This window comes from Pseudomonas sp. D1-36 (genome assembly GCF_051132205.1).
In the GTDB taxonomy this organism is placed as follows: Bacteria; Pseudomonadota; Gammaproteobacteria; order Pseudomonadales; family Pseudomonadaceae; genus Aquipseudomonas.
Genome location: NZ_CP071674.1, coordinates 1059700 through 1073553, shown reverse-complemented (window position 1 = coordinate 1073553; position 13854 = coordinate 1059700). Strand labels below are relative to the sequence as shown.

15 protein-coding genes are annotated in these 13854 nt (G+C 59.1%); 9 read left to right on the top strand and 6 right to left on the bottom strand.

The annotated features are described in order from the left end of the window. The first annotated feature begins 38 nt into the window (after positions 1–38). From ehuC to ehuA, 3 genes are read left to right on the top strand one after another with little or no spacing between them, the layout of a single operon-like run. Positions 39–698, top strand: a complete 660-nt coding sequence (gene ehuC, locus J3P76_RS04805) for an ectoine/hydroxyectoine ABC transporter permease subunit EhuC (RefSeq protein WP_045156852.1) — start codon at positions 39–41, stop codon at positions 696–698. After that, the gene (gene ehuD / locus J3P76_RS04800; RefSeq protein WP_434701596.1) at positions 695–1351 is read left to right on the top strand and encodes an ectoine/hydroxyectoine ABC transporter permease subunit EhuD; all 657 of its coding nucleotides are present in this window, start codon (positions 695–697) and stop codon (positions 1349–1351) included. The genes ehuC and ehuD overlap by 4 nt, the downstream gene beginning before the upstream one ends. After that, a complete protein-coding gene (ehuA, locus tag J3P76_RS04795) occupies positions 1351–2220 on the top strand; it encodes an ectoine/hydroxyectoine ABC transporter ATP-binding protein EhuA (protein ID WP_434675881.1) in 870 nt (289 codons plus the stop codon). The genes ehuD and ehuA overlap by 1 nt, the downstream gene beginning before the upstream one ends. A 231-nt stretch (positions 2221–2451) precedes the next feature. On the opposite strand, the gene J3P76_RS04790 is transcribed toward ehuA, so the two are convergent. Then, positions 2452–3186, bottom strand: coding sequence for an OmpA family protein (locus tag J3P76_RS04790; RefSeq protein WP_420765451.1), 735 nt, complete (start codon positions 3184–3186; stop codon positions 2452–2454). Positions 3187–3338: 152 nt separating this feature from the next. Further along, entirely contained in the window at positions 3339–4514 is a 1176-nt protein-coding gene (locus J3P76_RS04785; RefSeq protein ID WP_434675880.1) for an aspartate aminotransferase family protein, read from the bottom strand. Positions 4515–4612: 98 nt separating this feature from the next. On the opposite strand from J3P76_RS04785, the gene J3P76_RS04780 reads away from it, so the two are divergent. The 6 genes from J3P76_RS04780 (at position 4613) to J3P76_RS04755 (ending at position 9767) form a co-directional block, all read left to right on the top strand. Further along, the gene (locus J3P76_RS04780) at positions 4613–5521 is read left to right on the top strand and encodes a LysR family transcriptional regulator (protein WP_434701595.1); all 909 of its coding nucleotides are present in this window, start codon (positions 4613–4615) and stop codon (positions 5519–5521) included. Positions 5522–5606: 85 nt separating this feature from the next. Then, entirely contained in the window at positions 5607–6224 is a 618-nt protein-coding gene (locus J3P76_RS04775; RefSeq protein WP_420765454.1) for a hypothetical protein, read from the top strand. A gap of 121 nt (positions 6225–6345) precedes the next feature. Continuing rightward, entirely contained in the window at positions 6346–6966 is a 621-nt protein-coding gene (locus J3P76_RS04770) for a hypothetical protein (protein ID WP_434701594.1), read from the top strand. A 141-nt stretch (positions 6967–7107) separates the two neighbouring features. Beyond that, a complete protein-coding gene (locus tag J3P76_RS04765) occupies positions 7108–8121 on the top strand; it encodes a sensor domain-containing diguanylate cyclase (RefSeq protein ID WP_434564149.1) in 1014 nt (337 codons plus the stop codon). A gap of 76 nt (positions 8122–8197) precedes the next feature. Beyond that, a complete protein-coding gene (locus J3P76_RS04760) occupies positions 8198–8941 on the top strand; it encodes a DUF72 domain-containing protein (RefSeq protein WP_434607684.1) in 744 nt (247 codons plus the stop codon). 121 nt (positions 8942–9062) lie between these two features. Continuing rightward, positions 9063–9767, top strand: coding sequence for a hypothetical protein (locus J3P76_RS04755; RefSeq protein ID WP_420765457.1), 705 nt, complete (start codon positions 9063–9065; stop codon positions 9765–9767). Positions 9768–9958: 191 nt separating this feature from the next. On the opposite strand, the gene cyoE is transcribed toward J3P76_RS04755, so the two are convergent. The 4 genes from cyoE to cyoB are packed head-to-tail and all read right to left on the bottom strand — an operon-like array spanning position 9959 to position 13854. Further along, positions 9959–10846, bottom strand: a complete 888-nt coding sequence (gene cyoE, locus J3P76_RS04750; protein ID WP_434675879.1) for a heme o synthase — start codon at positions 10844–10846, stop codon at positions 9959–9961. An 11-nt stretch (positions 10847–10857) separates the two neighbouring features. After that, complete coding sequence (cyoD, locus tag J3P76_RS04745) at positions 10858–11193, bottom strand: cytochrome o ubiquinol oxidase subunit IV (RefSeq protein WP_039591596.1); 336 nt, start codon at positions 11191–11193, stop codon at positions 10858–10860. After that, the gene (locus tag J3P76_RS04740) at positions 11194–11820 is read right to left on the bottom strand and encodes a cytochrome o ubiquinol oxidase subunit III (protein WP_039591598.1); all 627 of its coding nucleotides are present in this window, start codon (positions 11818–11820) and stop codon (positions 11194–11196) included. It abuts the gene before it with no gap. Between the two features lie 3 nt (positions 11821–11823). Then, on the bottom strand, positions 11824–13854 hold the full coding sequence (cyoB, locus tag J3P76_RS04735) for a cytochrome o ubiquinol oxidase subunit I (protein ID WP_420765459.1): 2031 nt from the start codon (positions 13852–13854) through the stop codon (positions 11824–11826).

Below are 13854 nucleotides of genomic sequence, written 5' to 3'. Positions count from 1 at the left end.
ATGCCCGTTCCCTGCTTCATCGGACATCGGGTTGAACCATGGGCGAATTACTTCCGTTATTGATTCAAGGGGCCTGGGTCACACTCCAGGTGACTTTCTTCGGCTCGCTGCTGGCGATTGTCGCGGCGGTACTCGCAGCCCTCGGACGGCTGTCGCCGTGGCGCGCGTTGCGCTGGTTTTCCATCACCTACATCGAAGTGTTCCGAGGCACGTCGCTGCTGGTGCAATTGTTCTGGCTGTTCTTCGTGCTGCCGCTGCCGCCGTTCAACATCGAGCTGAGCCCCTACGCCGTGGCGATTGTCGGCCTGGGCCTGCACATTGGCGCGTACGGGGCCGAGGTGATGCGCGGCGCCATCAGCTCAGTCGCCAAGGGCCAATACGAGGCCTGCACGGCGCTGAACTTCAGCGGTTTCACGCGCTTCAAGCGAATCATCCTGCCCCAGGCGTTGCTGGCGGCCATTCCACCCGGCACCAATTTGTTGATCGAGTTGCTGAAGAACACGTCGCTGGTATCGCTGATCACCTTGTCGGACCTGAGTTTCCGGGCGCGCCAGTTGGATCAGGCAACGTTCCAGACCCTGGAGATCTTCAGCCTGGCGCTGGTGATGTATTTCATCCTCGCCCAGGCCATCAACTTCGGCATGCGCAACATCGAGCGGCGGCTGAGCCGGGGCCGGATGCGTGGAGGTCTGTCATGACACTGTTCGACTGGTCTTACGCCGCGCAAATTCTCCCGGACCTGCTGCGCGCCTCCCTCAACACCGTGGGCATCACCTTGATCGGCTTTGTGATTGCAATCGTGCTGGGGCTGTTCCTTGCGATTGGCCTGCGCAGCCGCCGATTCTGGCTGTCGTGGCCGGCCACGGCGGTGATCGAATTCATCCGCAGCACGCCGTTGCTGATCCAGGTGTACTTCCTCTACTACGTGCTGCCCAACTACGGCCTGAGCCTGACGGCCATGCAGGTTGGCATCGTGGGCATCGGCCTGCACTACGCCTGCTACATTGCCGAGGTCTATCGCAGCGGCCTCGACGCGGTGCCTCGGGCGCAGTGGGAAGCGGTGACAGCATTGAACATCGCGCCATACGACGCGTACCGCAACATCATCCTGCCCCAGGCATTGCGCCCCATCGTGCCGCCGCTGGGCAACTACCTGGTGGCAATGCTCAAGGACACGCCGGTGCTGTCGGCGATCACCGTGGTGGAAATCATGCAGCAGGCCAAGAATATCGGCTCCGAGCACTTCCGCTACCTGGAACCGATCACCCTGGTCGGCCTGTTCTTCCTCGCCCTGAGCCTCGCCTTGGCTTATCTGGTACGGCGCCTTGAAACGCGCATGGAGCTACGCTAATGACTTTACCTCTGTCCACGCCCACCGATCTGTCCCGGCGCAGCACGCTGGCATCGCAGCAGGAGGCCCCGGCCATGAACGTCCCGACACCGTCCCGGCCAATTGTGAGTTTCCAGGACGTGACCAAAAGCTACGGCAGCTTCACAGTGCTCGACCATTTGAACCTGGATGTCGCGCCCGGTGAAAAAGTCGCGATCATCGGCCCCAGTGGTTCCGGCAAATCGACGCTGTTGCGGGTGTTGATGACCCTGGAGGGTATCGACCAGGGCCAGATCCGCATCGAGGATGATTCGCTGACCCACATGCCCAACCGCAACGGCGTGCTGGTGCCCGCGAACGACCGACACATCCGCCGGGTGCGCGGCAAGATCGGCATGGTATTCCAGAGCTTCAACCTGTTTCCCCACATGACCGCGCTGCAGAACGTCATCGAGGCGCCCGTGCAAGTGCTGGGCATGAACCCGAAAGAAGCCCGCGAGCGTGCCGCCGACCTGCTGGAGCTGGTGGGCCTGGGCAACAAGCTAGACCATTACCCGTCGCAGCTGTCTGGCGGCCAGCAACAGCGGGTAGCGATTGCCCGGGCGCTGGCGATGCGGCCCAAGGTGATGCTGTTTGACGAAGTGACCTCTGCGCTGGATCCGGAGCTGTGCGGCGAAGTCTTGAACGTTATCCGCAAACTCGGCGCCGAATACAACCTGACGATGCTGATGGTGACTCACCAGATGGGCTTTGCCCGGGAGTTCGCAGACCGGGTGTGCTTTTTCTACAAGGGCCAGATTCACGAACAGGGCACCCCGGCGCAGATTTTCGAAAACCCGCAGCAGGAGCGTACGTGTGCGTTCTTGAGTGCGGTGAAAGAGGCGAATTGACCCCTAATTACTCAAGTGAACACCTCCGTGGCGAGGGAGCTTGCTCCCGCTGGACTGCGCAGCAGGCCCAAATCAGCGAACACGGTGTGTCAGGAGAATCAAGGCGAATGATCTCAGGACTGCTTCGCAGCCCAGCGGGAGCAAGCTCCCTCGCCACAAAAGCCCAAACGCCAGTCGCAAAAAAAGAGGGACCCCATTTTCGGGGGCCCCCTTTCGTTTACAGCCCAGCGATCAAGGATACTGCTGGTAAGTCTGCCCCTGCTGCTCCGGCGCCTGGTACTGCTGCCCCGGAATAGCCTTGAGGTTGACCTCGACGCGACGGTTCTGCGCACGGCCGTTGACGTCGCTGTTGCTCGCCACCGGGTTGTCCGGGCCGGCGCCACGGGCCGAGAGGTTGGCACCGCTCACGCCCTGGGACGTCAGGTAGGTCGCCACGCTCTGGGCACGGCGCTGGGACAGGTCCATGTTGTGCTGACGGCTGCCAGTACTGTCGGTGTAGCCGACGATTTCGATCTGGTTCTGGTTGAATTCCTTGAGGGAGTTGGCCAGGTTGTTCAGCGGCTGGTAGAAACTGGAGGCGATGTTCGCCGAGTCGGTGGCGAAGGTGATGTTGCCCGGCATGATCAGCTTGATCTGGTCGCCCTGGCGCTGCACCTCAACGCCGGTATTGGCCATGCTCGCACGCAGCTTCTTTTCCTGCTGGTCGGCGTAGTAGCCGTAGCCGGCCGCCGAGGCGCCAACCACCGCAGCGCCGATCAACGCACCCTTGCCCCGGTTATCGTGACCGATGGCCGCACCGGCCAGTGCCCCGGCCAGCGCACCGAGGCCACCGTACTTGGCGGTTTTGCTCATGCCCGACGAGTCGGTAGAGGCCTGGCCCTGATTGTCATAGGGGTTGGGCGACGCACAGCCGGACAACAGGGCCACGGCGGTAGCGACAACGATCAAGCGACGCGAGGTGAACATGAAGATGCTCCTGGGATTTTCAGTCTGGTTGCCAAAGTGTAGGCAATCGACTCTGGCGGGCGTTGGAACGCGGCAATCGTTAAAAATTCCGTCCCGTTGCGCTGCGTTTCGCCCTGACTGAACAACACCCGCCATCGCCCGACCTTGAGCATTCACACCTGCGCAAGGCTGCGGCTCACGCCCCTGGCGATCATCTCCACTTCCCGCCCGTCAATCGTCAGCGGCGGCAACAGGCGGATGGTCTTGCCCCGGGTGACGTTGATCAGCAGGCCATGGTCCCGGGCAGCACGAAGGGTCAGGTCACGGACCGGTTGCTTGAGTTCGATGCCAATCATCAACCCTTGGCCTCGGACCTCCAACACGTTCGGGTTATCCGCCAACTCAGCCCGCAGCCGGCTGAGCAACTGTGCGCCCTGACGCCCGGCGTTCGCCACCAGGCCTTGCTCCTCAATGATGTCCAGCACCGTGCAACCCACACGGCAGGCCAGGGGATTGCCGCCAAACGTACTCCCATGACTGCCGGGCGTGAACAGCTCGGCGGCTTTGCCCCGGGCCAGGCAGGCACCGATGGGGACGCCATTGCCCAAGCCTTTGGCAAGAGTCATGACGTCCGGCACGATGCCTTCGTGCTGGAACGCAAACCATTGGCCGGTGCGGCCGATGCCGGTCTGGATCTCGTCGAGCATCAGCAACCAGGCGCGCCGGCTGCACAGGTCCCGCAGCGCCCGCAGGTAACCCGGCGGCGCGACTTGCACGCCACTTTCCCCTTGGATCGGCTCCACCAGAATCGCGACGATACGCTCGCCATGGGTTTGCTGGATTTTTTCCAACGCCGCGAGATCGCCAAACGGCACCTTGATGAAATCCCCCGGCAACCGATTGAATCCCAGCCGCACCGATGGGCCGTCGCTGGCGGACATCGTGCCCAGCGTGCGCCCATGGAAGGCGTTGTCCATGACCACCACCAGCGGCTGCTCGACGCCTTTGTGCCAGCCGTGCAGACGCGCCAGTTTCAGTGCGGTTTCGTTAGCCTCGGCTCCGGAGTTGTTGAAAAATGCCCGGTCCATTCCCGACAACTGCGTGAGTTTGCCGGCCAACCGTTGTTGCCAGTCGATGCTGTACAGGTTGGAGGTGTGCAGCAACAGGCCGGCCTGCTCACTGATGGCCGCCACCAGCCGGGGATGGGAGTGCCCGACGTTGGTCACCGCCACACCCGCCACCGCATCGAGGTACTCGCGGCCGTCCTGGTCCCACAGGCGAGTCCCCAGGCCATGGGTGAAACTCAGTGCCAGAGGTTGGTAAGTGCTCATCAGGCAAGCGGCGGTCATGACATCTAGCTCCATCGGGTGGTTTTTTCCAGTATGGTTAGCCACCCTCGATGGATAAACGCTGCTTCACTTCAATCATTTATAAGCCGAGCTTGATAATGGACTTGTTCCAGGCAATGACTGTTTACGTAAAAGTCGTGGAGACGGGCAGCCTGACAGCGGCAGCCCTGGCGTGCGAATTGTCGACCACCATGGTAGGCAATCATCTTCGTGCGCTGGAACAACGCCTCGGCGTGCGCCTGATCAATCGTACGACTCGTCGTCAACGCTTGACGGAATTCGGCTCAGCCTATTACCAACGTTGCCTGGAGGTGCTCGGGCTGGTCGCCGACTCAGAGCGCCTGGCGGAACAGACCCAAGGCGACCCCACCGGCACCTTGCGCATCACCGCGCCGCTGACCTTCGGCACGGAGCGCCTGGCGCCAGCACTGGCCGAGTTCAGCCAGCGCTACCCACAGGTCAAGCTCGATGTGGTACTGACCAACCAGCGCCTCGACCTGCTCGACCATGGCTTCGATGTCGCCATCCGACTGGGGCTCCCCGATCCGAAGCTGATCGCCCGCCCCTTGGTGGACTACACCCTGACCATCTGCGCGTCTCCCGTTTACCTCGCTCGGCGAGGCACACCGTGCAAGCCCGACGATTTGCGACTCCATGATTGCCTGTCGTTTGCCTATTCCGCCGGCGATGAATGGCGCTTCGCCCAGGAGCACTGGCCAATCAACGGCCCGGAAGGCGAAGTCAAAATCCCGGTGACCGGCCCGATGCTGATCAATAGCTCTTCGGGTTTGCACCGTGCCGCGCTGGCCGGCATGGGCGTGGTAATGCTGCCCGACGCGCTGGTGGCAAAGGATCTGCAGGAAGGGCATCTGGTGGCGCTGCTCCAGGACTATCAACTGCCTCATCGCCCGATGAGCCTGATGTACGCCCAGGATCGCTACCGTTTGCCGAAGCTGCGCAGTTTTGTCGAGTTTGCCCTGGAGTACTGGGCGAGGCCCGTCGGATAGAGAAATTTGCCTTTTAAGGCTACTATTGTAGAAGTAGCTTTTAAAGGCTACTTTTTAGATTCTAACGACTGAGCACATTCAATCAATGAAGCCAGAAGCGGTATTGACCGGTGACCTGATTCACTCGCAGAGCGCAGGGAATACCCTTGCGTACATCGCACGCCTGGAAAAGGTGTTGGGACAGCAGGAAAAACGCTACCAAGCGAAAGCGGACATTTTTAGAGGTGACGGTTTTCAACTTTTGATGAGCCAGCCCGAACAAGCTTTCCACTGTGCCATCGCCTTGCGAGCCGCCTTGATCGAGGCCAGCCCCGAAGGCGAGCGTTGGGATGCGCGCATCGCCGTGGGCATTGGCTCGGCACGCAAATCGCAAACCTATGGTGAAGCTTTCGTCCTTTCCGGCCAAGGGCTCGATAGCATGAAAAAAAATACGCTGGCCGTGTTCTGCAATCACCAGGAATTCCAAGAGCGCGCAGGATTGGTAACAGAGTTCGTTGCAGCCGTACTGGAGGAATGGACAGTGGTCGAAGCCCAGACCTATGCGCTGCACCTGATAGAGGAAACCAACCAACAAACCATCGCCCACAGCCTAGGCAAGTCCCGGGTCACCATCAACAAAGCTCTGCAGCGCGCCCAAGCGCGTTTACTGGACAAATACCTGGCAAGCACCAGCCGGTGGATCAAGGAGCTGGGCAGTGATTGAATCGTCAAGATTGCTCGTAATCCTGTTATTCGCGCATGTGCTTCTGGACTTCTGAATATCCGGTTATTTCACATCAAAAACCTCCGCCAGCCGTACCCGACAAATCGCCTGCAACCTGATCATGCTAGGTATCTATTTCGCAGTTTTTTCCCTGCTGCTGATACTGGCGGGGCAAACCGGTGCTTTAGCCACTAAAGCCGGATTGTTGATGGCAACCGCCAAACTGATTACCCTCATCTTTATTCATGACCCTACCAAATCACCGCTATGGGCTCTGCTTGCCCGACAAACTGTTCTAGTTGCCAGCCTGGCCACGATCTGCCTGCTCTCTGACAGCAGTGCTGCGAGTGTTCAAGGCGCTCTGGCAAAACTAATGACCACGACAAATCTTACGGTTGGCCTCGCCTATCTCGCGATGCTACGACCCGCTTCAGCATTGATTGGCACAGTACTCAGTCCATGGATTAAAGAAATCGACACTGTAGGCTCCTTGACCAACGCAGGGACATTGATCGGCTATCTGGAGCGATTACTCATATTGACATTTGTCTTGCTGGAGCAATGGGAGGCCGTCGGTTTTCTTCTCACCGCAAAAAGCATCCTTCGCTTCAATGAAATCCAGAATGCCAAAGTACGGTCCATCAGCGAATACGTATTATTAGGCACCCTACTCAGCTTTACCTTGAGCATAGGAACAGGGCTGCTCGTCATGAATGCATTAAAGTTGATCGCCGACCAGTAGCCTGAAAAGGCTACTTCTTGATTTGTAGCCTTAAGGCGCTACTTCAGATGCACCATGTCACCCCTAGTGACCCCTAAGCCCATCGGCTACTCTTCACCCTCGGAGAGCATTTTGATATCAGGGCTGATTGAGGGAACAATGATGGACGACGCCTCGAAGATCGATTTGCTGCGGTTCGATTTGTCCGATCTGGACGAAAGCGTGCTGCACACCATCATGGAACTGGTCAGCGATGGCATCTGGGACTGGAACGCCAATACCGGGTTCGTTTATCGCAACCCCGGTTGGTACACCATGCTCGGCTACTCGCCTCATTCGCTGAGCAACACCGTGTTGACTTGGGAGAGCGTGATCCATCCGCAGGATTACCCCCAGGTGATGTCACTGTTCGATGACTACCTTCAACAACGCTCGGCAAAATACCAAGCCGAATACCGCTGTCGCACGCATGACGGCTCGTATATCTGGATCGAAGACCGCGGCTACGTCATCGCTCGCAACCCCGACGGCAGCGTGGCCCGAATGATCGGCGCCCATCGCAGCATCGACGACAAGAAGCGTCTGTTCGAGCAACTTGAACGGCGCAACAAATCCCTGGAAGCGGTCATCGAAGAGCGCACCCGTGAGTTGTCGCGGGTCAACCATCAATTGCAGATCCAACTCGACGAAAACCGCAGGCTCGCCGAAACCGACGCATTGACCCTGGTCGCTAATCGGTATCGCCTGGAGCAGACGCTGCCTCAGGCTTGCGAACGCGCCCAGCGCTTTCGCGAACCGTTGTCGCTGATCGCCATGGACATCGACGATTTCAAGGACATCAACGATCGATACGGCCATGCATTCGGTGATGCGGCGCTGGTGCAAGTGGTGCAGGCGGTCAAGCGTTGTGAGCGCGACAGCGACCTGTTGGTGCGTTGGGGGGGCGATGAATTCATCATGATTTTGCCAAATACATCCTTGGCCGATGCGGTCTTGATGGCCGAAACCATACGCCGCGGCCTGTCCGACCTGCTCCCGGTAGGGGATTTCCAGATCACCATGAGTTTTGGTGTGGTGCAGCGGATCGAAGACGAAACCCAAGAGGTATTGATGGATCGGGCGGACCAGGCGCTGTATCGCTCGAAGATGGCCGGCAAGAACGTGATATGCGACTGACCTCTGCTTGCGAAGAATGAATCCATGAGGCGTTTGTTGCGGTCATAGCTTTGTCCCCGCAATCAGGCCTCCCACATTGGCAACTCGACTCTCACGCTCTTCAATCCATTTCCTGGGCTGCGCGGGCTGGTCATTGCCCAAGGCGCAATGGCCGTCCTTTCCCGATGAAGGCACCCATCTGCAGCGCTACAGCGCACGCTTTCCAGCCGTGGAGATCAACAGTTCGTTCTATCGCCCGCACCGCCCCGCCACGTATGCAAAATGGGCGGACAGCGTGGCCGCAGAATTTCGCTTCTCGGTGAAAATGCCAAAGCAGATCACTCACGAACGACGCTTGGTCGATTGCGAGGGGCTTGTGGAAGAATTCCTCGGGCAGTGCTCGCAACTGGGGGAAAAACTCGGTTGCCTGCTGATTCAACTGCCACCATCGCTGGCCTTTGACGACGCCCAGGCCGAGACCTTCTTCAAGGTTTTGCGTGATCGTTACCAAGGCGATGCGGTGCTTGAACCTCGACACCCGAGCTGGCTCGCACCACCCGCCATGGCGATGCTGCAGACCCAGCGAATCGGTCGCGTGGCCGCCGATCCCTCGCCGCTGCCGGGGGGCGACCAACCGGCGGGGTGGCCCGGCATTCGTTATTACCGTATGCACGGCTCGCCGAAGATTTATTACACCCCTTACGATGATGTCCGGCTCAAGCAAATCGCCCAAGCCTTGAAAGCCGCCCCGGACACACCGACCTGGTGCATATTCGATAACACGGCCAGCGGCGCAGCGACCCCGGACGCGTTGCGGTTGATGGCGCTGTTGCGCGGATGAAATGCGTACCGGCGACCGGTCCGACCGTGACAACGCCGCCCGCGTCCAATAGATTAGGCGGCCGGAAAAAAGCTCAACCCCTTTCTCGCCATATCCCGCTAACAGAAGTAGTGAAATTTCAATGTCCGATTCCAATACCGCTGAATCCGTAATCACCCTGTCGTCCAAAGCGGAATACGAAAACTCCATCAATCTTTCACAGCATCTGCCCCAGGCCAAGACCATCAGCGAGATGGTCCTGGATGCGTTCCAGTCGAACCGCGAAAGCGACCAGATCCGCGAACTGCGCACCGCCATCCGCCAGGCTCACGACGCGTTCGATGACGACAAGGCCTACGAACTGATGGGCCAGCTCAAGCAACTCAAGGACGCCGAAGCTGCGGATTTTGCTGCTTTGGAAGACCTGAGCAGCCGCTTCCCCATCAGCCGCATTCTCTCCAGCTACAAGGATGATGCGGATTTCCAGGAACTGGTCTACGGCCTGGCCTTGAAAGTGCTGAACCAGACCCACCAGGCGATCAGCAACCCAAGCGGTAGCAAAGGCAAGGCCTCGCGGCCCAAAAAGGAAGCCGAGGTGTTCGTCATCAGCAAGGACGGCATCAGCGTCACCCTGCCCCTGCGCACCCCGCGCTCCAAGCCGAACGTCGACCGCGAGGCCTTCGAGTTCCTGGGTTTCAACTTTGTTGGTGAAGGCGACGAAGCCGAACTGGAAAGCGAGACCTTCCTGGACAATGACGGCACCGAACAACCAGTTACCCGTAAAAGCATCGTCACTGCCCTGCAACAGCAGAAAGCGTTCGACGGCTACAGCATCGCCCAGCAATAAAATAAGCCCGCGTCGAGTCGAGTCCCTTGTGGGAGCGAGCCTGCTCGCGAATGCGGTGGATCATTTGAGGTGATGTTGGCTGAACGGGCGCATTCGCGAGCAGGCTCGCTCCCACAGAAGTCCCAAGTAACACCCAAGAAAAAGCCCCGCACTTCTCTCGAAGGCGGGGCTTTTTTTACTGCCTCTGTCGCTTAAGGCGCGTAAGTCAGCAACAACTCACTCGACACCTTGAAATCCAGGGACATCATCACGCTCAGGGCAGTGATGGTGAAGATCGAGAACACGAACAGCTTGCGTGCCCAGACCGTGTCATCCACCGCCTTGTAGCCGGTCCAGGCCATGTACAGCCAGTACATGCCCATGGCAGCGGCGACGGCGAGGTAGCTCATGCCGGCGTAGCCGCTGAAGGTCAGCATCAAGGTCGCCACGAGGAAGGCCAGGATGTAGAGCAGGATGTGTTTCTTGGCCACCTGGATACCGCGCTTGACGGGCAATACCGGAATCGAGGCCGCCAGGTAATCATTGAAGCGGAAGATCGCGATGGCATAGGAATGCGGCATCTGCCACAGGCTGAACATCACCAGCAGCGTCACCGCCGCCATGTCGAAGCTGTTGCTGACCGCGACATAACCGATCACCGGCGGCATCGCCCCCGACAGACTGCCCACCAGCGTGCCGTGAACCGACTTGCGCTTGAGGTACAGGCTGTAGAGGCCGACGTAGATGACAAAGCCGATCACCGCGAACAACGCCGCCAGCGGGTTGGCGACCCAGTACAGCAGCGCCACGCCGGCCACACCCAGCACCGTGGCAAACGCCAGGGCCAGTTGCACCGGAATCAGGCCTTGGACCAGCGCCCGGTTCTTGGTGCGTTCCATCTTGATGTCGATATCACGGTCGATGCAGTTGTTGAACACGCAACCGGACGCCACCACCAGGGAAGTGCCGATCATCGCCGCCAGGAAGATGGCCAGATCGACATGCCCCTTCGAGGCCAGGAAAAACCCGCCCGCCACAGAAAGCACGTTACCGAAAATGATCCCCGGCTTGGTGATTTGGATAAAGTGCTTCAGTGACATCCGGACTTTCCTCAGTGCGCCATCATGTTGGTGTGGATGCTGAACATGATCCACAGCGACAAGCCGACCAGCAGTACGATCACCAGCGCAGCGAAGACAAACGCAATCACGTTGTTACGCTGGGCGGCCGAACGGTCCAGGTGCAGGAAGTACACCAGGTGGACCAATACTTGGACCACGGCGAAGATCAGAATGATCCAAAGCGTCAGGCTCTTGGGCAGCGATGGGTACATCACCAGGCCGAACGGAATGACGGTCAGGATCACCGACAGGATGAAACCGATGGCGTAGGACTTGACGCTGCCGTGGCCGGCGTCGTGGCCATCATGGGAATGAGCGTTAGCCATTTACAGGGTCCCCATCAGATAAACAACGGTGAATACGCAGATCCACACCACGTCCAGGAAGTGCCAGAACAGGCTCAGGCAGCTCAGGCGCGTCTTGTTGGTGGCGGTCAGGCCGTTTTTCTGGACTTGGTACATCATGATCGCCATCCAGATCAGACCGCTGGTCACGTGCAGACCGTGGGTGCCGACCAGGGTGAAGAACCCGGACAGGAAACCGCTGCGGCTCGGGCCGTAGCCTTCGGCGATCAGGATATGGAACTCATTGATCTCCATGGCGATAAAGCCGGCGCCCAGCAGGAAGGTCATCGCCAACCAGCCCAGGACCTGGGTCTTCTTGCCCTTGTACAACGCCAGCATGGCGAAGCCGTAGGTGATCGAACTGAACAGCAGCAGCGCGGTTTCGCCCAGTACATAAGGCAGTTCGAAGATGTCGTGGCCCGACGGGCCACCGGCGACGTTGTTAACCAGCACCGCGTACACCGCGAAGATCGACGCAAACAGAATGCAGTCGGTCATCAGGTAGAGCCAGAAACCGAATACGGTCATCTCGCCCGAGTCGTGGTGATGGTCATCGTGCCCATGGTCATGACCATGGGCGTGTCCAACATTGGTCACTAAGTTCGACATGGTTTAAGCCTGTTCCAACGAGGTTTCAACACGGGTGGCGGTGGCAGGGACTTTCCCGGCCGCGACCAGACGCTTGTGCTGCTCGGCTTCGATGCGTTCGATGACATCCACCGGCACCATGTAGCCCTGATCGTCACGGGCGGCATGGATGGCGAAATACACCACGGTGCCGACCAGGCTGGCGATGGCCAGCCACCAGATGTGCCAGATCATCGCGAAACCGAACACGGTCAACAGCCCGCCCATGACCACACCGGTGGCGGTGTTGTTGGGCATGTGGATCGGCGAGTACTTGGCCGGAGCCTGGTACGCGGTGCCGTTTTCCTTGGCTTCGGTGAACGGGTCGATGACGTCCGCTTTCGGCAGCACGGCAAAGTTGTAGAACGGTGGTGGCGAAGAAGTCGACCATTCCAGGGTATGGGCATTCCACGGGTCACCGTGTTCGCACATGTTTTCCGGCTTCTTGCGGTCACGCACGCTGACGTACAACTGGATCAGCTGGCAGGCGATACCCACGGCAATCATCACCGCGCCGAACATGGCGACGTACAGGTACGGCACCCACTCAGGGTTGGTGGTGGCGTTCAGGCGACGGGTCATGCCCATGAAGCCCAGTGCATAGAGCGGCATGAACGCGACGAAGAAGCCCGAGATCCAGAACCAGAACGCTGCCTTGCCCCAGCCTTCGTGCAGCTTGAAGCCGAACGCTTTCGGGAAATAGAACGCAAAGCCCGCGATGTAGCCGAACACGGCGCCGCCGATGATCACGTTATGGAAGTGCGCGATCACGAACAGGCTGTTGTGCAGCACAAAGTCAGCACCCGGAATGGCCAGCAGTACGCCGGTCATACCGCCGATGGCGAAGGTCACCATGAAGCCCAGAGTCCACAGCACATGGCTGGTGAAACGCAGGCGGCCCTGGTAGATGGTGAACAGCCAGTTGAACAGCTTCACACCCGTCGGGATCGAGATCAGCATGGTCGCCAGGCCGAAGAAGGCGTTGACGCTTGCACCCGAACCCATGGTGAAGAAGTGGTGCAGCCAGACCATGAAGCCCAGTACCGAGATCGCGCCCGAAGCGTAGATCATCGAGTGGTGGCCAAACAGTTTCTTGCCGGAGAAGGTCGAAATGACTTCGGAGAAGATACCGAACGCCGGCAGGATCAGGATGTACACCTCAGGGTGACCCCAAGCCCAGAACAGGTTGACGTACATCATCGGATTTCCACCTAGTTCATTGGTGAAAATGTGGAAATCCATGTAGCGGTCAAGCGTCAGCAGAGCCAGTGTAGCGGTGAGGATCGGGAACGAAGCGACGATCAGCACGTTGGCCCAGGTGCAGGTCCAGGTGAAGATCGGCATGTCCATCAGCTTCATGCCAGGGGTACGCATCTTCAGCACGGTGGCCAGGAAGTTGACCCCTGTCAGCGTTGTTCCCAACCCGGATAGCTGTAGCGCCCAGATGTAGTAGTCCACCCCCACGCCCGGACTGTATTGCAGCCCCGACAACGGCGGATAGGCAACCCAACCGGTCTTGGCGAATTCGCCGACACCCAGGGAAACGTTGATCAGCACGACGCCGGAAACCAGCAGCCAGAAGCTCAAGGAGTTCAGGAACGGATAGGCAACGTCACGGGCGCCGATCTGCAGCGGCACTGCGAGGTTCATCAGGCCGGTGAAGAATGGCATCGCCATGAAAATGATCATGATCACACCGTGGGCGGTGAAGATCTGGTCATAGTGTTCAGGCGGCAGGTAGCCGGGCGAGCCCTCGGTGGCCATGGCCAACTGGGTACGCATCATGATCGCGTCGGCAAAACCGCGCAGCAACATGACCATGGCGACGATGATGTACATCACGCCGATCTTCTTGTGGTCGACCGAGGTCAACCATTCAGTCCACAGGTACGTCCACTTCTTGAAATAAGTGATACCCGCAAACAGCGCCAGGCCACCGAGCCCGATGATGGCGAGGGTCACCATGACAATCGGCTCGTGGAACGGGATCGCTTCCCAACTTAATTTACCAAACAT

Coding starts and splice junctions, on each gene's coding strand:
- ehuC (WP_045156852.1), top strand. CDS start 39: ATGGGCGAATTACTTCCGTTATTGATTCAAGGGGCCTGGGTCACACTC.
- ehuD (WP_434701596.1), top strand. CDS start 695: ATGACACTGTTCGACTGGTCTTACGCCGCGCAAATTCTCCCGGACCTG.
- ehuA (WP_434675881.1), top strand. CDS start 1,351: ATGACTTTACCTCTGTCCACGCCCACCGATCTGTCCCGGCGCAGCACG.
- J3P76_RS04790 (WP_420765451.1), bottom strand. CDS start 3,186: ATGTTCACCTCGCGTCGCTTGATCGTTGTCGCTACCGCCGTGGCCCTG.
- J3P76_RS04785 (WP_434675880.1), bottom strand. CDS start 4,514: ATGACCGCCGCTTGCCTGATGAGCACTTACCAACCTCTGGCACTGAGT.
- J3P76_RS04780 (WP_434701595.1), top strand. CDS start 4,613: ATGGACTTGTTCCAGGCAATGACTGTTTACGTAAAAGTCGTGGAGACG.
- J3P76_RS04775 (WP_420765454.1), top strand. CDS start 5,607: ATGAAGCCAGAAGCGGTATTGACCGGTGACCTGATTCACTCGCAGAGC.
- J3P76_RS04770 (WP_434701594.1), top strand. CDS start 6,346: ATGCTAGGTATCTATTTCGCAGTTTTTTCCCTGCTGCTGATACTGGCG.
- J3P76_RS04765 (WP_434564149.1), top strand. CDS start 7,108: ATGGACGACGCCTCGAAGATCGATTTGCTGCGGTTCGATTTGTCCGAT.
- J3P76_RS04755 (WP_420765457.1), top strand. CDS start 9,063: ATGTCCGATTCCAATACCGCTGAATCCGTAATCACCCTGTCGTCCAAA.
- cyoE (WP_434675879.1), bottom strand. CDS start 10,846: ATGTCACTGAAGCACTTTATCCAAATCACCAAGCCGGGGATCATTTTC.
- cyoD (WP_039591596.1), bottom strand. CDS start 11,193: ATGGCTAACGCTCATTCCCATGATGGCCACGACGCCGGCCACGGCAGC.
- J3P76_RS04740 (WP_039591598.1), bottom strand. CDS start 11,820: ATGTCGAACTTAGTGACCAATGTTGGACACGCCCATGGTCATGACCAT.
- cyoB (WP_420765459.1), bottom strand. CDS start 13,854: ATGTTTGGTAAATTAAGTTGGGAAGCGATCCCGTTCCACGAGCCGATT.